Below are 21083 nucleotides of genomic sequence, written 5' to 3' on the forward strand. Positions count from 1 at the left end.
CGGGTTTGACGAGGACAGAAAAGCGCCCATTCAGGGCCGGATGATCGCCATTCGGGTGACGGTGAACTCCTCGATGGCGAACCGAGGGCCCTCCCGGCCGATGCCGGAGTCCTTGACGCCGCCGTAGGGCATGTTGTCGGCGCGGAAGCCCGGCACCTCGTTCACCACCACTCCCCCGGCCTCGATGCGCTCGATCGCCGCGAACGCCGTGGCCAGGGAGCGGGTGAAGACCGAGGCGTGCAGGCCGTACCGGGAGGCGTTGACCGTGGCGAAGGCGGCGTCCAGGTCGGGCACCGGCCGTACGCACACCACAGGACCGAAGATCTCCTCGTCCCAGGCGGCGGCCCCGCCGGGCACGTCGGCCAGCACGGTCGGCGCGATGGCCCGGCCGTCACGCACGCCGCCGGTGACGAGCCTGGCGCCGGAGGATCCGATCCAGTCCAGCACCCGGTCCGTCGCCGCCGGGTCGATGAGCGGCGCCACCCGCGTCCCGGGCGAGCGCGGATCGCCCACGGCGACGTCCTTCATGCGCGCGGCGAGCAGCCCGAGGAACTTCTCGTGCACCGCCTCCTCGACCAGCACCCGCTGCACCGAGATGCACGCCTGCCCCGAGGCGTAGTAGCCGCCGCGCACCACGGCGTCGGCGGCGGCCTCCAGGTCGGCGTCTGCGGCGACCACGAGGGCGGCGTTCGAGCCCAGCTCCAGCAGCACCTTGGTGGGGGCGGCGGCGCGGGCGATGGCGTGCCCCGCGGCGGCCGAGCCGGTGAACGACACGGCGCCGATCCGCCGGTCCTCCACCAGCGTGCGGCCGACCTCCACGTCCCCGGTGACGAGCTGCACCGCGGCGGCGGGCAGCACGCCCGCCGAGCGCAGCAGATGCACCAGCCAGAGCGTGGCCAGCGGCGTGGCGGGAGCCGGCTTGACGATGACCGGGCAGCCGGCCGCCAGCGCCGGAGCGATCTTGTGCGCGGCCAGCAGCAGCGGATAGTTGAAGCCGGTGATTCCGGCCACCACGCCGATGGGTCGCCGCGTCCAGAACCCGATCAGCCCCTCTCCCGACGGCATCAGGTCCAGCGGCACCGTCTCACCGTGCAGCCTCGCCACCTCTTCGGCGGCGGTGGCCAGGGTGACGAGCGTGCGCGCCACCTCGACCCGGCAGTCCACCAGCGGCTTGCCGGTCTCCAGCACGAGCAGCCGCTCGAACTCCTCGCGCCGCTCGGCGACCGCGTCGTGCGCGCTCGTCAGCGCGGCGCGGCGCGCGTGCGACGGCAGCGCGGCCATCGCGGGCGCGACCGCGAGCGCCTCCTCCACGGCCCGCGCCGCCAGCGCCGCGTCCCCCACGGGCGCGCTCATCACGACGGAGCCGTCGTACGGGAAGATCACGTCAGCGTACGCCGGGGCTTCGGCCCACCCCTCCCCCACCGGAAGGCCGGACGGCCACGAGCCTGCGTAAGTCACTGTTTCCCCCTTTGTCCTGGCGATCGAGTCATGGCATGCGGGTCATGGCGATCGGGTCATGGCGATCGGGTCATGGCGATCGGGTCATGGCGATCGGGTCATGGCGATCGGGTCATGGCGTTCGCCGAAGGGCGCTCGGGAACACGTCGAGATACGCGGGCGCGCCCGCCCGCCCGGTCGCGGCCAGCACCGCGTGCGCCACGGCCCGGCTGAACACATCGGCCCCGGCGGCGAGCAGGTCGTGCAGGTGCACCCCCTCGGGCGCCGTACCGTCCCAGGGCGCTCGACGTACGGCGCCGTCCTGGAACTTCCCACCAGGTCCAGGCCCGTTCACGGCGGCGGGGCGGGATCCGTACGGGGTCCGGCCGGGTTGTGGCGGGGGCAGGGCGCAGGTGGAGACGGCGAAGACGGTGTCGCCGTCGACCATCGTGTGCGCGGGGCGGATGGCTCGGGCGAGCCCGTCGTGCGCGACCCCGGCGAGCTTGCCGCACTGGGCCTTGGTAAGGGTCAGGTCGGTGGCGACGACGCCGATGGTGGTGTTGAGCGAGGTCACCCCGGCGGGCCGCCAGGCGGCGACCTCCTCCGCCGACGGCTCCCCCAGGTGGTCGAACTCGCCGGGAAGCCCGTAACGGGCGCCGGACAGGACCCCGGTCCCCGGATCGAGGACGGACCCGGCGGCGTTGACCACCGCGAGCGCGGCCACGGTCACCCCCGAGGGCAGCACGACGCTCGCGCCCCCGATCCCCCCGGCGAGCCCGCCCGCCATGGCGCCGGTGCCGGCCCCGATGGATCCCCCTAGAGCGCTACCGCCCTCATTCGCCCGGGCCGCCACTCCGCTGGATTCGCCCGGAGCGCCACCGCCCTCCTTCCCACGGCCGGCCCCTGGAAAGGCCTGGCCGAGGGGGTCTGGAGAGGACGTGGCCGCGTCGTAGGCGGCGTGGCCGAAGGCGGCGTCCGGGGTGGCGCGGAAGCGGGTGCCTCTGCCGAGGTCGTAGATGACGGCGGCCGGGACGATGGGGACGACGCCGCCCTCCACCGGGAAGCCGACGCCGCCGTCCGCGAGCCGGTCCATGACGCCGCAGGCCGCGCTCAGCCCGTAGGCGCTGCCGCCCGACAGGACGATGGCGTGCGCGCGCTCGACCAGGTTGCGCGGGTCCAGGAGCTCGGTCTCGCGGGTGCCGGGGGCCGCGCCGCGCACGTCCACTCCGGCGACCATGCCGCCGGGCGGGGCCAGGACGACGGTGGTGCCGGTGAGGTAGCCGTCACCGGTCCGCTGGGCGTGGCCGACGCGGAGACCCGCGACGTCCTGCAGCGAGTTGGCGGGGCCGGGGAGCGAAGGGCCGTCCGGGCCGCTCATCACCGGCTCCGGGTGAGGAAACGGCGGGCCGCTTCGGCGAAGACGCGGGTGCACTGGACGATCTCGGCCACCTCGACGTACTCGTCCGACTGGTGGGCGATCCACTTGCCGCCGGGCCCGTAGACGACGGACGGGATGCCGCCCCAGTGGGTGAGTACGGTGCCGTCGGTGGAGCCGGGGACGCCGCCGTAGACGGGCTCGGCGCCGGTGACGTCGCGGTGGGCGGCGGCGAGCGCGGCGACCACCGGGTCGTCGACGGGGACGTCCACGGGCGGCCGGTCGACCAGGACGGACACCTCGGCGGTGATCCCGTCCCAGGCGGCCAGGTCGGCGACGCGGTCGGCGACCGCCTGGTGCGCCAGGCCGGGGATGGTGCGAACGTCGACGAAGACGGAGGCGGTCGCGGGGATGACGTTGACCTGCTCCTCGGTGCCGGCGCGGACCACGGTGGGGGTCACGTACACCTCGCCGAGGTGCTCGTGGGCGGGGTGGCGCTCCTGCAGATCCCGCTCCAGCGCACGCAGCCCGGTCAGCAGGGCGCCCACCGCCTGGATGGGGTTGCGGCCGTGCTGCGGCATCGCGCCGTGCGCCATCTTGCCGGTGAGGTCGACCCGCAGCCGCAGCGCCCCCTTGGCGACGGCGCAGATCTCACCGGCCTCGGGCTCGGCCACGATCGCGCCGTCCACGTCGGCGCCGAGCCCTTCGGCGACGAAGTGGTGGGCCCCCAGCATGAGACCTTCCTCGTCGGCCAGCGCGCACACCTTGATCCGCCCCGGGAACGGTCCAGCCAGTTGCAGCGCCCGGGTGGCGTAGAGGGTGGCGGCCAGGCCGGACTTCATGTCGGCGCTGCCCCGCCCCCACAGCCTGCCGTCGCGGATCTCGCCGCCGAACGGGTCCACCGTCCAGGTGGACAGGTCGCCTTCGGTGACGACGTCGGTGTGGCCCTCGAACATCAGCGTCGGCCCGTCCCCGCCGCCGCCTTCGACGACGGCGACCACGTTCGGCCGGCCGGGGGCGGCCTCGTACACGCTCGGCTGCCAGCCCCACTCGCGCATCTTGGCGGCGACCAGGTCGGCGGCGGCCTGCTCGCTGCGCCCGCGCGCCGGGTCGTTGGTGCTCGGCACGCGGACCAGCGCCTGAGTGAACTCGACCACCCCGCGGGCGTCCACCTCGATCACAGAAATCCCTCCAGCGTGGGTACGGCCCGCAGCAGCGTGCGCGTGTAGGCGTGGCGTGGCTCGGCCCAGATGTCGTCGACGGCTCCGGTCTCCACGATCTCGCCGCTGTGCATCACCGCCACCGTCTCGCAGACATGCCGTACGACGGACAGGTCGTGCGAGACGAAGACGAGGGTGAGGCCCAGCTCGTCGACCAGGTCGGCCAGCAGGTTGAGTATCTGCCCGCGTACGGACACGTCCAATGCGCTGACCGGCTCGTCGGCGACCAGCACCTTGGGGCGGGGGGCGAGCGCGCGGGCGATGGCGATGCGCTGGCGCTGCCCGCCGGAGAACTGGTGGGGGTAGCGGTCGGCGGCGGAGGCGGGCAGCCCGACCTGGTCGAGCAGCTCGGCGACCCGCCCGCCGACAGGCTCGCCGAGGGCGACGAGCGGCTCGGCGACGAGGTCACGCACCCGCATGCGGGGGTCGAGCGAGCTCATCGGGTCCTGGAAGACGATCTGCAGGCTCTGCCGCAGGAAGCGCAGCCGCCGCTCCGGCCTGCCGGTGATCTCCTGGCCGTCGAAGCGGATGGAGCCGCTGGTGGGCTGGTCGAGCGCGCACAGCAGGCGCAGCAGGGTGGACTTGCCGGAGCCGGACTCGCCGACGATGCCGAACCGCTCGCCTCGGCGCACGGTCAGCGACACCCGGCGCAGGGCGTACACCGCCTGGGCCGGCTTGGTGAGCGAGGTGCGCGGCCGATGGTAGACGCGGCTGAGGTTCTCAGCCTCGATCAGCGGGGTGCCAGCATGCGTGGGCATGGCCCTCTCCTGTCAGCGCGGGCTCCCGCTCGCAGGTCGCGGTGGCGTGCGGGCAGCGGTTTCTGAAGACGCAGCCGCCGGGGAAGTGTCCCGCCGGGGGGACGTTGCCGGCGATGGTGGGCAGCCTGGTGCCGCGCGGTGTCAGCTTGGAGGCGGCCAGCAGGCCTTCGGTGTAGCGGTGCCGGGGGTTGCCGAAGACCTCGCGGATCGGGCCGCTCTCCACCACCCGCCCGCCGTACATGACCAGGACCCGCTCGCACACCGAGGCGACCACGGCCAGGTCGTGGGTGATGAACAGCAGGGCCGGCGCCACCTCGGCGATCAGGTCGAGCATCTGCTTCTGCACGGTCACGTCGAGCGCGGTGGTCGGCTCGTCGCAGATGAGCAGGCCGGGCTCGTTGGCCAGGGCGATGGCGAGCATGACGCGCTGGCGCTGGCCGCCGGAGAGCTGGTGGGGGTAGGCGCGGGCCACCTGTTCCGGCTGCGGCAGGCGTACCCGGCCGAGCAGCTCGACGGCGCGGGCGCGGGCCTGGCCGGCGGGCCTGCCGTGCAGGGTCATGACCTCGGCGACCTGCGCGCCGACCCGCATGAGCGGGTTGAGCGCGGTCATCGGCTCCTGGAACACCATGGACACGTCCTGGCCGCGCAGGTCCTTCAGCCGCCGCTCGGGGACGCCCACCAGGTCGCGGTCGCGTACGCGGGCGCGGCCGGCGGCGTGCACGCCCTCGGGCAGCAGGCCCATGAGCGACAGCGCGGTCAGCGACTTGCCGGAGCCGGACTCGCCGATCAGCCCGACCCGCTCGCCGGGGCCGATCTCGAACGACACGTCCCGGACCAGCTCGATCGAGCCGGCCCGGACGGTGAGCCCCTCAACGCTCAACGTGCTCACTCGGTCGCTCACCGCTCCCCGATCTTCCTGAGCTTGGGGTCCAGATAGTCACGCAGGCCGTCGCCGAGCAGGTTGAAGCCGAGCACCGCCAGCGCGATCGCCATCCCGGGCCAGAGCGCCAGGCGGGGCGTGGAGAACAGCAGTTCCTGCGACTCCTGGAGCATCCGGCCCCACGACGGGATCGGCGGGCGGGTGCCGAAGCCGAGGAACGACAGCGCCGCCTCGGCCAGGATCGCGATGGCGAACGACACCGACGCCTGGACGATCAGCACGGAGGAGATGTTCGGCAGCACGTGACGCAGCGCCACGGCGGTGCGCCGCCGCCCGGCCGCCCGCGCGGCGAGGATGTAGTCGGTCACCATGACCTGCATCGTGGCGGCCCTGGACACGCGGGCGAAGGCGGGCACCGTGGCCACGCCGATGGCGATCATGGCGGTGAGCGTGCCGGCCCCGTAGACGGCGCCGAGCATGATGGCCAGCAGCAGCGCGGGGAAGGCGAAGACGAGGTCGTTGACCCGCATGATCAGCTCGGACAGCCAGCCGAGCCTGCCGGAGCCCGACGTCATCCCGGCGATGACGCCGAGCGGCGTGCCGATGACGGCGGCGATGCCGACGGCCACCACGCCGACGTAGAGGGTGGTGCGGGCGCCCACCATGAGCTGGCTGAAGGTGTCGCGGCCGAACTTGTCGGCGCCGAGCAGGTAGCCGCCGCCGGGGTCGCGCAGCTTGCCGGCCGCGTCGACGAGCACGGGGTCGTGCGGCGTCCACACGAACGACAGCAGCGCCAGCAGCACCACGAGGCCGACCAGGACGCCCCCGGTGATCAGGCCCGCGTTGATCCGGCCCCTCATCGTGCCCCCCGCAGCCGCGGGTCGAGCGCGGCGTAGGCCACGTCCACCAGGAAGTTGATCAGCAGGACGGCTGCCACCAGCACCATGACGACGCCCTGGACGAGCAGCAGGTCGCGCCCCGCGACGCCGTTCAGCAGCAGGTCGCCCAGGCCGGGGATGACGAAGACGCGCTCGACCACGACCGCGCCGATGAGCAGCGTGGCCAGTTGCAGGCCGAGCACCGTGATCACGGGGATGGAGGCGTTGCGCAGGCCGTGCCGCCACAGGGCGCCCATCCGGCCCCTGCCCTTGGCGCGGGCGGTGCGCAGGTAGTCCTCGCGCATCACGTCCAGCACCGCCGAGCGGACGTATCGGGTCAGCACGGCTCCCTGGACGAGGCCGAGCGACAGCCAGGGCAGCAGCAGGCTGCGCAGCCACTCGACGGGGTCGTCGGCGATGGGCACGTAGCCGCCGGACGGCAGCGCCTGTGCCTGCACGGCGAAGACGAACACCAGCAGGATGCCCGCCAGGAAGGCCGGGACGGCGATGCCGACCTGGCTGAAGGCGCTGATGGCGGCGCCGAGCGGGTTGCGGTGGTGCACCGCCGCGAACGTCCCCGCCGGCACGGCGATGACCAGCGCGATGACCATGCCGCCGAGCACCAGCACCGCGGTGACGCCGAGGCGGTCGGCGATCTGCGGCCCGATCGGCGAACTGGTCACGTAGGAGGTGCCGAAGTCGCCGGTGACGAGCCCGCCGAACCAGTCGAAGAACTGCGTGACGGCAGGCCGGTCGGTGCCGAACTGCTCACGCAGCGCCGCCACGGCGTCGGGCGTCGCGTTGACGCCCAGCGCGACCTCGGCGGGATCGCCGGGGAGCACGGCCATGAAGGCGAACACCAGCACCCCGGCGACGGCGGTGCTCGCGACGAACACCACCAGCCGTCTCAGGAGGTAGAGGATCACTGCTTGGCGAGCCCGGTGAAGTCGAAGGACTCGGAGATGGCGTTCTTCGGCAGCCCGGTGATGCCCTTCTTGGCCACGATCAGGTTCGGGAAGCCGAACAGCCAGTCGGCGGCGGCGTCCTCGGACAGCAGCTTGGCGGCCTGCTTGAGGTCCTCGATCTGCTGCTGCTCGCTGCCCTGGTCGGCGGAGGCGAGCAGCTTGCCGTACTCCGGGTTGTCGTAACCGAAGTAGTAGGTCTTGTTGGCGAAGATGCTCATGTCGCGCGGCTCGACGTGGTTGATGATCGACAGGTCGTAGTCACCCTTGGTGAAGACCAGGTCGAGCCAGCGCGCGGGGAACTCCAGCGGCTCGATGTCGGCGGTGATGCCCACCTGGGCGAGCTGCGACTTGACCACCTGCGCGGCGGCCACGGCGTAGGGGAGGTTGGGGATGCGCATCTTGACGGTGTACGTCTTGCCGCCGAGCAACTCCTTGGCCTTGGCCACGTCGTAGGGGTAGTCGCCGGTGCGGTCCTCGTACCAGGGGTCGGTGGGCGGGACCATCGAGCCGATGAGCTGCCCGCGACCGGCCCAGGCGGTGTCGAGCAGCGCCTGGTGGTCGATGGCGTGCCGGACGGCCTGGCGTACCTTCTCGTCGTCGAACGGCGGGCGGGCGTTGTTCATCGACAGCACCACCTCGCCGTTGGTGCTGCCCTCGATCGTCTCGAAGCGGCCGGGGTCGGCGAACTGCTGCAGCGACTCGGGCGCCTGGACGCTGGAGATGACGTCGATGCCGCCGGTCAGCAGCGCGTTGTTCATCGCCGTGGCGTCCTTGAAGTACTTGAGCGTCACGCCGGGGATCGCCGGTTTCGTGCCCCAGTAGGAGGTGTTGGCGTCCAGCCGGATGGAGTCGCCGCGCCGCCATTCGCCCAGCTTGTAGGGGCCGGTGCCGACGGGCTGGTTGGCCAGGTCCGCGACGCCGGTGCGGCTGAACATCGCGCCGAGCCGGGTGGCCATGGTGTAGAGGAAGCCGTTGCTGGGCCGGTCGAGGGTGACGACGGCGGTGGTGTCGTCCTTCTTCTCGACGTCCTCGACCATGTCGAGCTGCGACTTGATCTTCAGCTTCCAGTCGGACTGGACCCGGTCGAGCGAGAAGACCACGTCGTCGGCGGTGAAGGGGGCGCCGTTGGTGAAGGTGACGCCTTCGCGCAGGGTGAAGGTGTAGGTCTTGCGGTCCTCCGACACCTCCCACTTCTCGGCGAGCAGCGGCTGGATCTTGCCGTCCTGGTCCAGCTTGACCAGGCCCTCGTAGACGTTGACCAGCAGCGCCTGCGGGATGGCCGCGCCCTCGGTCGCCGTGAAGTCCAGGTTGGCGGGCTCGGCCACGAATCCGACGGAGAGCGCCTCCGCCTTGGCGGGCTGCTCACCGGTGCTCTCCGAGCTTCCGCCGCCCCCGCCGCAGGCGCTCATGCTCAGCAGGAGACCGCCCACGGCGATCCATGTCCCGACTCGCCTCATGTCTTTCAGCCTCCTGGCTAGTGCACTGGTCTGACCAGTAGGCTGCACCTTGCCAGCCCCCGAGGGCTGAGGTCAAGGGGGCTTTCATGGGTGGTCCACGGTTCGAGCCGGTGCGAACCGTTCGCGCGTACGAGCGGATCGTGGAGCAGATCGAGGAGGCCGTCGAGTCCGGCTCGCTGCAGCCCGGGGAGCGGCTGCCCAGCGAGCGTGAGCTGATGGCGCAGTTCGCCGTGAGCCGCTCCACCGTCCGCGAGGCGCTGCGCGTGCTGCAGGCCCGCGGGCTGGTCAGGTCCCGCCCCGGCGATCCGCACGGCGCCGAGGTGCTGCCCTTCTCCCCCGCCGCATTACACAAGTCGATGACCACGCTGGCCCGGGTGGACGAGCTGTCGCTGGGCGAGCTGGTGCAGTTCCGGATGGTGCTGGACGCCTCGGCCAACCTGCTGGCCGCGCGGCTGCGCACCGGCGAGGAGCTGACGGAGATGGAGAGCGCGATCGAGCGCATGCGCGCGGCGGTCACCGCGTCCGCCTCCGCCGGCTACGACGAGTTCAGCGCCGCCGACGTGGCCTTCCACGACGCGGTGGCGCGGGCCAGCCGCAACAAGCTCATCCAGATCTGTACGGATGTGGTCAGGTCGATCGTCCTCGACCTGATCGCCGAGAAGCTCGCGGCGGCGGCCGACCGGGAGGCTCTCATGCGGCAGACGATCCGCCACCACGAGGACGTGCTGGCGGCGATCCGCGCCGGCGCGGGCCAGCTGGCGGCGCGGCTGTCCCGGCAGGCGATGTACGACTACTACGTCGGCTACGTGCCCGAGGAGGAGCGGCCCGCGCTGCGGACCCTGCTGGAGTAGCCGCCCGGCCGACGCGCGCCCTCCGCCCTCCGCCCTCCGCCAGAGAAATCCCTTACGTCACAAGAGTCGTGTCTGTGCTGAACGCCTGGTGGGAGTGTTATCTTGCACCCGTGGCCGAGGAGGAGACCAGCGACGTGGCGGAGGCGTTCCTACGCGAGCCTCGCCGCTACACCAGCCACCAGGTCGCCGAGATGGCGGGCGTGCCCGTCTACCGGGCCAGGCGGTTCTGGCGGGCGCTCGGGTTCGCCAACGTGGCCGACGAAGCCGTGGAGTTCACCGAGTCCGACGTGGTGGCGCTCAAGACGCTGCTCGGCATGGTCAGCTCCGGCGTCTACGACGAGGAGCACGTGCTGCAGATCGCCCGCTCCCTCGGCAGGGCCGCGACGCGGCTGGCCGAGTCGCAGGCCGAGATCGGCCTTGAGGCGCTGGACCAGGCCGGCGTGCCGCTGGCCGAGCGGCCCAGGGCCTGGCGCAGGCGGGCCGAGCTGGTGGTGCCGGACCTCGCGCGGCTGCTGGTCTACTCCTGGCAGCGCCAGCTCGCCGCCGCCGCCGGGCGGCTGGCCGTGCAGGACATGAGCACGGTACGGCTGGCCGTCGGCTTCGCCGACCTGGTCGGGTTCACCCGGCTGAGCAGGCAGATCACCGAGACCGAGCTGGCCACCCTGGTCGACACGTTCGAGGCGCGCTCCGCCGACGTGGTGACCTCCAACGGCGGCCGGGTGATCAAGACGCTCGGCGACTCGGTGCTGTTCGTGGCCGACACGTCGCACACGGCGGCGGAGATCGGGCTGCTGCTCCTGGAGGCGCACGCCAGGGACAAGGGCATGCCCGAGCTGCGGGTGGGCCTGGCGGCCGGGCCGGTCATCTGGCGGATGGGCGACGTGTTCGGCACCACGGTCAACCTCGCCAGCAGGCTCACCGCGCTCGCCCGGCCCGACACGATCCTCGCCGACCCGGAGCTGGCCAAGGAGCTCGACGGCGACCGGGCGTTCATGCTGCGCTGCGTCGACCGCCTGTCGGTCCGGGGACTCGGCGAACTCGCCCCGTTCACCGTGACCAGGGCCGTGGACCGCCCGGGGGCCGGCTGACCGGTGCGCGGGGCCGGCTGACCGGTGCGCGGGGGCGGCGCGCTTCCCGCCCTTTCCCGCGCTCGGGCAACCCGGAACCGGCCTGGATGCGTCTGTACCGTCGCGAGCTCTGACGGGAAAGGCGATCCATTGGCAGACAGGGCGATATTTCAGGACTTCGTGATCGCGAGGTCCGACCGGCTGTTACGCACGGCCTATCTCCTCACCCACGACTGGGCGATCGCCGAGGACCTGCTGCAGGAGTCGCTGGCCAAGGCGTGGTTCGCCTGGCCGGGCGTGGACGAGCCCGAGTCCTACGTCCGCCGGGTGCTGGTGACCACGTACACGTCCTGGTGGCGCCGCAGGTGGCGCCGTGAGCTGCCGAGTGACAGCCTGCCCGACACGCCCAGCGTCGACGCGCTGCCCGATGACGAGCTCTGGGACGCCGTGGGGAGGCTGCCCGCCAAGCAGCGGGCGGTGATCGTGCTGCGCTTCTACGAGGACCTGCCGGTGGCGGAGGTGGCCCGGCTGGTGGGCTGCGGCACCGGCACGGTCAAGAGCCAGACGGCCAAGGCGCTGGCCAAACTGCGGGTGGACGAGACGATCGTGAAGGAGCTGCGGCGATGACCGTACAAGATCTGCGGGACGTCCTGCGTGAGCGGGCCGAGGGCCCGTCGCCGGCGAACCCGGCGCGCCCCGAGCAGGTCGGCGCGCACATCCGCAGGATCCGCCGGCGCAGGCGGGTGGCGGGTGGCGCGGCGGCGAGCGTGACGGCGGCGGCGGTGCTGTTCGGCGCCTGGCTGGTGCCCGGCGCGGCCGAGCAGCCGCAGAAGGCCACCATCGCCACCGGTGCCGTCGCGAAGCTGCCCGAGCGCTTCACCGCCCCGGACGGCACCGAGTACCGGCGCGTCGCGACGACGGCCATCGAGGCGGCCGGTGACGGCAAGGCCGTCGTCACGGTCCCGTTCTCCGGCAGGCCGCTGGACGTGGCGGGCGTCTGCGAAGGGGCGGACGCCGGCCCGCTACGGGTGTCGGCCGGCGCGCGAACCACGCCGATCGGCTTCAGAGGGTGCACGAAGGCCATGCAGCTCCACCCGCTGCCCGTGCCCGCGACCGCCGGGGAGGTGACGGTCACCTTCGACACGACGACACGAGGCACGGCCTGCGTGCGGGCCCGCTCGGGCGGGCCCTGCGAGCCGGTGAAGGCGGAGCGCGGAGACTGGTCCCTGGCCGTGTACGAGTGGACGCCCCCCGCCCAGCCGGTCGAGCCGGGCCCGGTCAAGGACCTGCCCCGGCGGCTGGACGGCTGGGAGCTGACGACCTCGAAGACCGGCGTCTGGCCGCGGGACACCACGGCGCGCTTCGAGATCGCGGGCACCGGGCGCAAGCTCGCCTTCGAGCAGATCTGCGGCGGTGACCTGGCCTCACGGCTGCTCGTGCACACGTCCACGGGCCTGGGCGGCGCACCGCAGAGCACCACCTGCGCCGAATGGAAGAAGGGCCCGTTCCCGATGGCGATGACCGAGTTCCCCGCCGTGCCCAAGGGTGAGCGCATGGTCGTCACCGTCAGGATCAGCATGATCGGGGAGAGCACCAACCGCCCCGTCCGCTGGTCCTTCGGCCTCTACAGCAAGTAGGAACATTTCCGTCTGATCCGTGTTGCACAGATACGTGACCAGGCTCTCGATCCTCGACCGCTCCCTCGTCCGGCAGGGGCACCACCCGGCGGCCGCGCTGCGCGAGACCGTGCGGTTCGCGCGGCAGGCCGAGGAGCTCGGCTACCACCGGTTCTGGGTCGCCGAGCACCACAGCGTGCCGGGCGTGGCGGGCTCGGCCCCGACCGTGCTGGCCGCCGCCGTCGCGGGGGCCACCGTTCGCATCCGGGTCGGCACCGGCGGCGTGATGCTGCCCAACCACCGCCCGCTGGTGGTCGCCGAGCAGTTCGGCGTCCTGGAGTCGCTGCACCCCGGCCGCGTCGACATGGGACTGGGCCGCTCGGTGGGCTTCACCGGCGGCATCCGCAGGGCCCTCGGCCACGACAAGGACGCCGCCGACCGCTTCGGCGACCAGCTGGCGGAGCTGCTCGGCTTCTTCACCGGCGGGCGGGAGGGCGTGCACGCGGTGCCCGCCGAGGGCCTGCGCCCCGAGGTGTTCGTGCTGGCCATGGGGGCGGGCGCGGACGTGGCCGCCGAGCACGGCCTGCCGCTGGTGATCGGCGGAGGCGGCGATCGGCTCCGCGAGGCGATCGGCCGCTACCGGACCGCCTTCCGGCCTTCGGCGTGGGCGGCCGCGCCGTACGTGATGGTGGCGGCGAACATCGCGGTCGGCGAGACGGCGGAGCGCGCGGCGCTGCTGCAGGTGCCGGAGGCGTGGTCGACGGCGCACTCGCGGACCCATGGCGTCTTCCCCCCGCTGCTGCCCGCGCAGGAGGTCGTCCGGATGGAGATGACCGAGCGGGAGCGGGCGCTGTTCGAGGAGTCGCGCAAGGGTCAGATCAGCGGCACCGAGCACGAGGTGGGCATGCGGCTGCGTGATCTGGTGGAGGTGACGGGGGCCGACGAGGTGCTGGTGACGATGAACACCTACGACCTGGACGAACGGCTCGACTCCTACCGCCGCCTGGCCGGGCTCGCCTGACCGGTGGCCGCTCAGGAGAGCCCGATGCTGAGCGCGACCTGCCCGATGATCGCGACGGCCGCCGCGCCGAGCGCGGCGATGGCGGTGACCACGAGCAGGATGCGGAGCAGGGTGGTGACGGCCCTGGCCACCTGGCGGACGGCGAGGACGAGCGCCCAGATGGCGAGCAGGGCGCAGAGGTAGAGGAAGCCGCGCGCGGCGGCGACGCCTTCGGGGCTGGCGATGCCCGTCGTCATGTCGGCGGACAAGAGTGTGGTTACGAGCATGTCGAGTCCCAGTGGTTGACGCGCCGCGATGAAGATTTAGTTAACCTTTAGCAGAGCTACAGCAGCTCCTAAAGTTTTCATGCCCGGACTGAGGTTCGGTTAATCCCGGGCAATGCGGACGCATCTGGCCTACAATGATGACTTTGTTGTAGCGCGAATCCACTGTTCCAGGGCTGGCCTGGGGATATAGGCTGCGCTTCGCAGCATCAGTAGAGATTAACTGAAGGCACTGAAGTCAGATGGGGGTGTCCTCATGGCGAGTTCCGGTCAAGCCCTAGGGCAGCGGCTCCGCTCGCTGCGTATCAGCCGGTGGCCTGACATGCGGATCACCCAGCCGCAGCTGGCCCGTGCGCTGGACGTCAGCGTGCCGCTCATCTCGTCGTGGGAGTCGTCGACCGCGCCGAAGGTGCCGCCGGCCTCGCGCCTGCACGCCTACGCCACCCTCTTCTGCACACCCCGCTCGATCCGGGACGGCGAGCTCACCCCGCTGGACGAGGGCGACCTGACCGACGAGGAGCTCCAGCTCCGCGACGGGCTTCTGCTGGAACTGCTCAGCCTGCGCGCCACCGCGCTCGGCCAGGCCGGCGCGGAGCCGGTCCAGCCGGCCGCGGACCCCTGGCAGTTCGGCGACGGCAAGCCCGTCACCATCGTCTGCGGGCGGCTCCCGCCGGAGCTGTTAGCGCGGATGCCGTACGTCGACCCGGACGACCCCGACTACATCGAGCTCTACACCTACGCCGACCTCGACGCCCTGTTCGAGCTGCACGGCCACATCCGCGCGTGCAACCCGGCGAGCGAGGTGAGACGGCACACGGCGAAGGAGCTGGAGCCGGACGATCTCACCACGCATCTGGTGCTCCTCGGCGGGGTCGACTGGAACGACGTCACCACGGACGTCTTCTACCAGCTCGGCCTGCCGGTGAAGCAGGTCAACGACTGGAACGGCGAAGCGGGCGCGTACTTCTCGGCCGGGACCGAGCGCTACGGGCCCAAGCTGTCGGACGGGCAACTGCACGAGGACGTGGCGCTGTTCTATCGGGGCCCCAATCCGTTCAACAGGAAACGCACCCTCACCATTTGCAATGGCATGTACGGGCGCGGCACCCTGGGTGTGGTACGAGCTCTTACCGACAGCCGGTTCAGGGACCGGAACGCCGAATTCCTCATTCGGCGTTTCGGCGATCAGCGGTCCTACGCGATCCTCAGCCGGGTCTCCGTGCTCAGCGGTCTCGTCATCACGCCCGACTGGTCGGCCGAGGCGTCGAGACTCGTCGAATGGCCTGAATAGCGCAGTCCCGTCACCGTCCCGGCCGCCGCCCTGGAGCTCAAGAAGTGTTTCCCTGATGTCGAGCGATCATCACGCCTCCCACAGGCACCTGCTGCCGTCCGCCGGCGCGCCCGCGAGCCACGCCAGGATCGACGCGATCGTGGTGCCGACCGCCCGCCCCAGCCTGTATCTCCAGCACGCCGTCCGGCTGTCGGTGGAGCTGGGGTGCCCCCTGGTGGCGCTCTGCAGCGGGAAGTGGACCGACGCGGCGCGGGTGCGCGCCCTGGCGGACCCCGAGGCGGAGATCATCGCCATCGACCTCACGAGCGTGGAGTCGCTGATCCTGCCTCGCTTCGAGACGTCGTCGGTCCTGCCGGCCGTCTTCCGCCGGGGCACCGACACGGCGGCCAAGCGCAACCTGGCGCTCGCCCTGGCGAGAGTGCTGGGCTGGGAGCGGATCGTCTTCCTGGACGACGACATCGAGGTCGGCGCGCCCGACGATCTCCGGCAGGCGGCCGGGCTGCTCGACGACTTCGACGCGGTCGGGCTGTCAATTGGCGGATTTCCCGATAATTCCGTCGTATGCCACGCCTATCGTGCCGTTGGCGGAGAACAGGAGAGTTTCATCGGGGGCGGCGCACTCGCCGTGGAGATAAGCCGAAATATCTCCTTTTTCCCCGATATTTATAATGAAGACTGGTTTTATATGCTCGAATCGGATGGGCTGCGGCCGTTGGCCGTGACCGGTCAGGTGAGGCAGGCACCCTACGATCCTTTCCGCACCCCCGACCGGGCGAGGAAGGAGGAGTTCGGCGACGTGCTCGCCGAGGGCATCTTCTGGCTGCTGGACGAGGGCCGGACCATCGACGAGGCGCACGACCCGCACTGGACGGAGTTCCTGGCCAGACGGCGCCGGTTCATCCTCGGCATCCTCGACCGCCTCCCCGGGGCGAACCTCGGCCACGGTGAGCGGCGGCGCGTGGAGGAGGCGCTGCGGGCCTCGCTGGGGCGGCTCATGCTCATCCGGCCCGACCTGTGCTCCCGCTATGTCGACGCGTGGCGATCCGATCTCAAGGTGTGGCGGGACTTCGTGGAGTGTCTCCCCCGCGCCGGATCCGTCCGCCAGGCGCTGCGCCTGCTCGCGCGCCCCGGCCATCCGGCCACGAACGTGCATCTGCGTACCCGCAAACGAGCTCTGGGAAGCGCGCGGCGAGGAGACTAGGATCACCGAACATAGTTCGGCCTAGTGAGGATGTGCCTGGATGACCACTCGCCAGCATGCCATCGGTGACCTCTTGCGGCGTACCGCCGCCCGGTTCCCCGCCAAGACCGCGATCGTGTACGGCGATCTGCGCCAGAGCTACGCCGACCTGGACCAGGTGGTGAACCGCACCGCCAACGCCCTGGCCGAGCGCGGGGTGGGCAAGGGCGACCGGTTCGCCGTCCTGTCGCACAACCACCACGCCTTCGTGGTGACCTACTTCGCCCTGGCCCGGCTGGGCGCTATCTCCGTGCCGATCAACTTCATGCTGGGTGCCGACGAGGTGGCGTACATCCTGGAGCATTCCGGCGCGACCGGGATGCTGGTGGAGGAGGCCCTGGCGCCGGTCGCGGCGCGGGCGGTGAGCGACCGCGTGACGGTGCGCGGGGTGATCGGGCGGGCCGAGGGCTGGGAGCCGGTCGCGGACTGGATGGCGCACGACGACGACGCCGAGCCGCAGGTGGAGATCGGCGACGACGACCCGATCCAGCTCATGTACACCAGCGGCACCGAGTCCCGCCCCAAGGGCGCCACGCTGTCCAGCAGGAGCCTCGTCTCCCAGTACGTGACCTGCGTCGTCGACGGTGAGATGAGCGGCGCGGACGTAGAGGTGCACGCGCTGCCGCTCTACCACTGCGCGCAGCTGCACTGCTTCCTGACCCCGGGGATCTATCTGGGCGCCACCAACATCGTGCTGCCCGGCGCGGACCCGGCCGCGATCCTGGCGGCGATCGAGGCGGAGGGCGCGACGAAGCTGTTCTGCCCGCCGACGGTCTGGATCGGCCTGCTGCGCCACACCGACTTCGACCGGCGGGACCTGTCGTCGCTGCGCAAGGGCTACTACGGCGCCTCCATCATGCCGGTGGAGGTGCTGAAGGAGATCGCGGCCAGGTTGCCGGAGGTGCGGCTGTTCAACTTCTACGGCCAGACGGAGATGGCGCCGGTGGCCACGATCCTGGGGCCGGACGAGCAGCTGACCAGGCTCGGCTCTGCCGGTCGGCCGGCGCTGAACGTCGAGACGAGGATCGTCGACGACCTCGGCGAGCCGGTGCCGCCGGGGGTGGTGGGCGAGATCGTGCACCGCAGTCCGCACGCCATGCTCGGCTACTGGAACGACCCGGACAGGACGGCGGAGGCGTTCAGGGGCGGCTGGTTCCACAGCGGCGACCTGGGCGTGATGGACGCCGACGGTTACCTGTCGGTGGTCGACAGGAAGAAGGACATGATCAAGTCCGGTGGCGAGAACGTGGCGAGCCGGGAGGTGGAGGAGGCCATCTACCAGCATCCGGCGGTCGCGGAGGCGGCGGTGTTCGGGATGCCGGACGAGCGATGGATCGAGGCGGTGACGGCCGCCGTCGTGCTGCGCGCGGACGCGACCCTCACCGCCGGGGAGCTCACCGCGTTCCTGCGCGAGCGCCTGGCGCCGTTCAAGACGCCGAAGCGGGTGGAGTTCGTGGCGGCGCTGCCCAAGAACGCCAGCGGCAAGGTGCTCAAGCGAGAGCTCCGCGAGGCGTTCTGATCCGGCCCGGGACCCGGTGCCCGGTGCGTGACGGGCTCGTGCGCGTGACGGGTGGGTGTCGGCGGGGTGGCCTCATGAGGCGGGGTGGCGGGGGGCGGGAGGGGGTACGTGCCGGTGTATGCCGGAAGGGCATCTCACCCATCGTTACGCGCGCGAGCAGCACGAGGCGCTCGCGGGCCGGCCGGTGCGGGCCGGGAGTCCGCAGGGCAGGTTCGACGCCGGACCGTACGACGGGCGGGTCGTCGCGCGCGTGGAGGCCGTCGGGAAGCATCTGCTCTACCACTTCGACGGCGCGGCGACGATCCACGTGCATCTGGGCATGCGCGGGCTGTTCCTGCGCCATGACGATCCTGGGGCGGAGCCGCGGCGCGGCGCCCGGCTGCGGCTGGCGACGGACGAGGTGGCGTTCGATCTCATCGCGCCCTCCCGCTGTGAGGCGCTGGGCCGGCAGGACGTCGCCGCGCTGAGGGTGTCGCTGGGGCCCGACCCGCTGCGCGCGGAGGCCGATCGTGAGGAGGCGGCGCTGCGGCTGGCCGGCTTCCCGGGGCCGGTGGGGGCGGCCGTGCTGGATCAGCGCGTGTGGGCGGGGATCGGCAACGCGTGGCGGGCGGAGCTGCTGTTCCTCGCGGGGCTCGACCCCGGCGCGCGGGACGTCGGGACGGAGACCGCGGCGCGGCTGTGGGACGTGGCGGTGCGCCATCTCGCCCTGGGGCGGGACGCGGGCCAGGTGGTCAGCGATCCGCAGGCGCCGGACGAGCGGTGGGTGTACAAGCGGGAGACGTGCCGCCGCTGCGGGACCGCCGTGCGGACGTGGACGCTGGCCGCCAGGACGGCCTACGCCTGCCCCCTTGATCAGCCCGCTGACCTGGGAAGACTCGCGTGACGACCGGTGTTGGACCAGTGTGCGGAACACTCGAGAGCTTCTGGACGTCCGGCGGATCTACCTGGAGCCCGCGGCAGCCGAACTGGCCCGTGGCCGGGAGATCCTCGACCGTTATCCGGCCGCCGAGCGGGTGGAGGTGGACAGCCACCAGCGGATCCCCGAGCTGTACGGCGACGAGGCGAACGTCGCGCGCTGGGTGCGCATCAAGACGGAGGCGCTGGTGCTCGGCGTCAAGAAGTCGCTGACCGCGCGCCCCAACGGCCGCTCCAGCGACTTCATCGCGCCCTCCACCGCCAACGGCTGCGCGATGGCCTGCGCCTACTGTTACGTCCCGCGCCGCAAGGGGTACAGCAACCCGATCACGGTGTTCGCCAACATCGACCAGATCACCGGCTATCTGGGCCGGCACGCGGGCCGCCAGGGCGTCAAGCCGGAGCCGAACCAGGTCGACCCGCACGCCTGGGTCTACGACATCGGCGAGAACTCCGACTGCTCGGTGGACGCCACCATCTCGCGCAACGTCCGCGACCTGGTCGAGCTGTTCCGCGGCCTGCCGAACGCCAAGGCCAGCTTCGCCACCAAGTACGTCAACCGGGACCTGCTCGACTGGGATCCGCGGGGCCACACCAGGATCCGTTTCAGCCTGATGCCCGCCGCCGACGCCAAGCTGCTCGACATCCGCACCTCGCCGATCGACGAGCGGATCGCCGCGATCGACGACTTCGTGAAGGCCGGTTACGAGGTGCACGTGAACTTCAGCCCTGTCGTGGTGCGTGACGGCTGGCTGGAGGACTGGGCGCACCTGCTGGACCGGCTCGGCGACGCGCTGTCGCCGGCCGCCCGCGAGCAGCTCGCCGCAGAGGTCATCTTCCTGACCCACAACGACCGGCTGCACGAGGTGAACCTCGGCTGGCATCCCCGGGCCGAGGAGGTGCTCTGGCGGCCCGACCTGCAGCAGCCGAAGCGCTCGCAGACGGGCGGCTGGAACGTGCGCTACCGCACCGGCCACAAGGGCCGCTACGTCGCCGCCCTCACCGGCCTGATCGCCGACCGCCTGCCTTTCTGCCGCGTCCGTTACGCGTTCTGAGTCACCGCAGGGTGCGGCGGCTCCTGTTCGCGCAGGGGCGCGTAGAGCCGGCTCCAGCCGTTGAACAGGCCGGTGGCGAAGTAGTGGACGTTGGTGATGACCATGGTGAGGAGCGTCACGGCCACGTACAGGCCGGCCCCGGTCACCCGGACGAGGTCGACGGGCAGGACGTAGGCGATGAGGACCCGGGCCGCGGCGTCGAGGAGCAGCGCGACGCCCCAGATGGCGGTGGAGACCCGCCAGATCGCGCGAAAGCGCGGCAGCCGCTCCCAGTAGAGCTCCCACGACTCGCGCCGGGGCCCGTGCGGCAGCTTGCGCTCCACCAGCGGGCGGGTGAACACGTACGCCATCGGCCGGCCGGCCCTGAGCGTGGCCAGGAACCACAGCCCGGCCGCCCCTGTGACCAGGCCCTCCTTGGCTAACAGGAACCGCTCGTCGCCGCCGATCAGCGCGACGGCGACGCCGATCCCGAGCATGCCGGTCATGAACAGGCCGAGCCCGTCCAGCGTGCGCCCCCTGACGAACTGGTAGGCGGTGAACGCGGCCGGCACCAGGGCGTCGGCCAGCAGGGCGAGGTAGACGCTGACCCCGGCGGCCCGCAGCCCGTAGTAGACGGCGACGGGGATGACGAGGTTGACGGCGAAGGACAGGGCGCGGCGTCTCATGAGGCGCTCCGGGTGGCCAGGTCGAAGGTCGTCGCCAGCTCCCGCGCGAACGCCTCCAGGTCCAGCTCGGGCCTGGCCTGCAGGAGGAACGGCAGCCCGTCGAGCGAGCGCTGGACGGTGGCCGCCATGATGAAGGTGTCGAACGCCCTGAACTCCCCGCTGCTCTGCCCGTCGCGCAGGATCGCCTCCAGGTGCCCGAGGGACGAGCGCTCCTCCTCGGGGCCGTACGAACGGCTCTCGCCGGTCTTCTCCCGCCAGCTCAGGAAGATGGTCATGAGGGCCTGCATCTCGGAGCGGTGCGCGGCGACGAACTCCACCAGGCCGGTGATGTAGGCCCGCAGCCGGCTCCTGGCGTCCGGCTGCGGGCCGACCCGCTCCGTCATGAAGTCACCGAGCATGCCGTAGACGTGGCCGACGACGGCACTCATCAGCTCGTCCTTGCCCGCGAAGTGGTAGGAGATCAGCCGCGTGCTGCTCAGCCCTGCCTCCTTCGCGATCCGGGCGAACGACGTCTGGCCGTAGCCGTGCTCGCCGAGGATCCGTACGGTGGCCGCGATGATCTGGGCCCGCCGGGCGTTCCCGGTGAATGTTCTTACTTGCATGAGTAAAA

At 71.7% G+C, this 21083-nt stretch carries 21 protein-coding genes; 10 read left to right on the forward strand and 11 right to left on the reverse strand.

All coding sequences use genetic code 11. The features are described 5' to 3' along the window. Positions 1-30: 30 nt before the first annotated feature. The 8 genes from ACIBQX_RS02725 to ACIBQX_RS02760 form a co-directional block, all read right to left on the reverse strand. A complete protein-coding gene (locus ACIBQX_RS02725; RefSeq protein ID WP_396999856.1) occupies positions 31-1458 on the reverse strand; it encodes an aldehyde dehydrogenase family protein in 1428 nt (475 codons plus the stop codon). Between the two features lie 112 nt (positions 1459-1570). Beyond that, positions 1571-2815 (reverse strand): P1 family peptidase, encoded by a 1245-nt coding sequence (locus tag ACIBQX_RS02730; RefSeq protein WP_396999858.1) that lies wholly within the window; start codon positions 2813-2815, stop codon positions 1571-1573. Then, positions 2815-3993 (reverse strand): M20 family metallopeptidase, encoded by a 1179-nt coding sequence (locus ACIBQX_RS02735; protein ID WP_396999860.1) that lies wholly within the window; start codon positions 3991-3993, stop codon positions 2815-2817. Before ACIBQX_RS02735 ends, ACIBQX_RS02730 begins: the two co-directional genes overlap by 1 nt. Continuing rightward, positions 3990-4790, reverse strand: coding sequence for an ATP-binding cassette domain-containing protein (locus tag ACIBQX_RS02740; protein ID WP_396999862.1), 801 nt, complete (start codon positions 4788-4790; stop codon positions 3990-3992). The genes ACIBQX_RS02735 and ACIBQX_RS02740 overlap by 4 nt, the downstream gene beginning before the upstream one ends. Beyond that, positions 4753-5691, reverse strand: a complete 939-nt coding sequence (locus ACIBQX_RS02745) for an ABC transporter ATP-binding protein (RefSeq protein WP_396999864.1) — start codon at positions 5689-5691, stop codon at positions 4753-4755. The genes ACIBQX_RS02740 and ACIBQX_RS02745 overlap by 38 nt, the downstream gene beginning before the upstream one ends. Continuing rightward, complete coding sequence (locus tag ACIBQX_RS02750) at positions 5688-6530, reverse strand: ABC transporter permease (protein WP_396999866.1); 843 nt, start codon at positions 6528-6530, stop codon at positions 5688-5690. Before ACIBQX_RS02750 ends, ACIBQX_RS02745 begins: the two co-directional genes overlap by 4 nt. Further along, positions 6527-7474: an ABC transporter permease gene (locus ACIBQX_RS02755; protein ID WP_396999868.1), complete on the reverse strand. Its 948-nt coding sequence runs from the start codon at positions 7472-7474 to the stop codon at positions 6527-6529. The genes ACIBQX_RS02750 and ACIBQX_RS02755 overlap by 4 nt, the downstream gene beginning before the upstream one ends. Beyond that, positions 7471-8970: an ABC transporter substrate-binding protein gene (locus tag ACIBQX_RS02760; RefSeq protein WP_396999870.1), complete on the reverse strand. Its 1500-nt coding sequence runs from the start codon at positions 8968-8970 to the stop codon at positions 7471-7473. Before ACIBQX_RS02760 ends, ACIBQX_RS02755 begins: the two co-directional genes overlap by 4 nt. 86 nt (positions 8971-9056) lie before the next feature. On the opposite strand from ACIBQX_RS02760, the gene ACIBQX_RS02765 reads away from it, so the two are divergent. The 5 genes from ACIBQX_RS02765 (at position 9057) to ACIBQX_RS02785 (ending at position 13525) form a co-directional block, all read left to right on the forward strand. After that, entirely contained in the window at positions 9057-9821 is a 765-nt protein-coding gene (locus ACIBQX_RS02765; RefSeq protein WP_396999872.1) for a FadR/GntR family transcriptional regulator, read from the forward strand. 110 nt (positions 9822-9931) lie between these two features. Beyond that, on the forward strand, positions 9932-10909 hold the full coding sequence (locus tag ACIBQX_RS02770) for an adenylate/guanylate cyclase domain-containing protein (protein WP_396999874.1): 978 nt from the start codon (positions 9932-9934) through the stop codon (positions 10907-10909). A gap of 129 nt (positions 10910-11038) precedes the next feature. After that, entirely contained in the window at positions 11039-11515 is a 477-nt protein-coding gene (locus tag ACIBQX_RS02775; RefSeq protein ID WP_396999876.1) for a SigE family RNA polymerase sigma factor, read from the forward strand. Continuing rightward, the gene (locus tag ACIBQX_RS02780; protein WP_396999878.1) at positions 11512-12525 is read left to right on the forward strand and encodes a hypothetical protein; all 1014 of its coding nucleotides are present in this window, start codon (positions 11512-11514) and stop codon (positions 12523-12525) included. Before ACIBQX_RS02775 ends, ACIBQX_RS02780 begins: the two co-directional genes overlap by 4 nt. Before the next feature lie 19 nt (positions 12526-12544). Further along, on the forward strand, positions 12545-13525 hold the full coding sequence (locus ACIBQX_RS02785; RefSeq protein WP_396999880.1) for an LLM class flavin-dependent oxidoreductase: 981 nt from the start codon (positions 12545-12547) through the stop codon (positions 13523-13525). 11 nt (positions 13526-13536) lie between these two features. Here the strand turns inward: ACIBQX_RS02785 and ACIBQX_RS02790 are convergent, their stop codons facing one another. Continuing rightward, positions 13537-13791, reverse strand: coding sequence for a hypothetical protein (locus tag ACIBQX_RS02790; protein WP_396999881.1), 255 nt, complete (start codon positions 13789-13791; stop codon positions 13537-13539). Between the two features lie 253 nt (positions 13792-14044). Here ACIBQX_RS02790 and ACIBQX_RS02795 point away from each other — a divergent pair, with 253 nt between their 5' ends. The 5 genes from ACIBQX_RS02795 (at position 14045) to ACIBQX_RS02815 (ending at position 19808) form a co-directional block, all read left to right on the forward strand. Further along, entirely contained in the window at positions 14045-15079 is a 1035-nt protein-coding gene (locus ACIBQX_RS02795) for a helix-turn-helix domain-containing protein (RefSeq protein WP_396999883.1), read from the forward strand. A 55-nt stretch (positions 15080-15134) separates the two neighbouring features. Beyond that, a complete protein-coding gene (locus ACIBQX_RS02800; protein WP_396999885.1) occupies positions 15135-16280 on the forward strand; it encodes a hypothetical protein in 1146 nt (381 codons plus the stop codon). A 40-nt stretch (positions 16281-16320) separates the two neighbouring features. Next, positions 16321-17838: an acyl-CoA synthetase gene (locus ACIBQX_RS02805; RefSeq protein ID WP_396999887.1), complete on the forward strand. Its 1518-nt coding sequence runs from the start codon at positions 16321-16323 to the stop codon at positions 17836-17838. Positions 17839-17956: 118 nt separating this feature from the next. Further along, positions 17957-18721 carry a DNA-formamidopyrimidine glycosylase family protein gene (locus ACIBQX_RS02810; protein WP_396999889.1) on the forward strand — a complete coding sequence of 255 codons (765 nt, stop codon included), beginning with the start codon at positions 17957-17959 and terminating at the stop codon, positions 18719-18721. A gap of 19 nt (positions 18722-18740) precedes the next feature. Next, on the forward strand, positions 18741-19808 hold the full coding sequence (locus ACIBQX_RS02815) for a spore photoproduct lyase family protein (RefSeq protein ID WP_396999891.1): 1068 nt from the start codon (positions 18741-18743) through the stop codon (positions 19806-19808). Here ACIBQX_RS02815 and ACIBQX_RS02820 read toward each other — a convergent pair. Continuing rightward, complete coding sequence (locus tag ACIBQX_RS02820; RefSeq protein WP_396999893.1) at positions 19796-20473, reverse strand: VC0807 family protein; 678 nt, start codon at positions 20471-20473, stop codon at positions 19796-19798. The two genes, ACIBQX_RS02815 and ACIBQX_RS02820, sit on opposite strands and share 13 nt — an antisense overlap. Then, on the reverse strand, positions 20470-21075 hold the full coding sequence (locus ACIBQX_RS02825; RefSeq protein ID WP_396999895.1) for a TetR/AcrR family transcriptional regulator: 606 nt from the start codon (positions 21073-21075) through the stop codon (positions 20470-20472). The genes ACIBQX_RS02820 and ACIBQX_RS02825 overlap by 4 nt, the downstream gene beginning before the upstream one ends. Positions 21076-21083: the final 8 nt, after the last annotated feature.

Origin of the sequence: Nonomuraea sp. NPDC049714 (genome assembly GCF_044465295.1) — a bacterium.
GTDB lineage: Bacteria > Actinomycetota > Actinomycetes > Streptosporangiales > Streptosporangiaceae > Nonomuraea.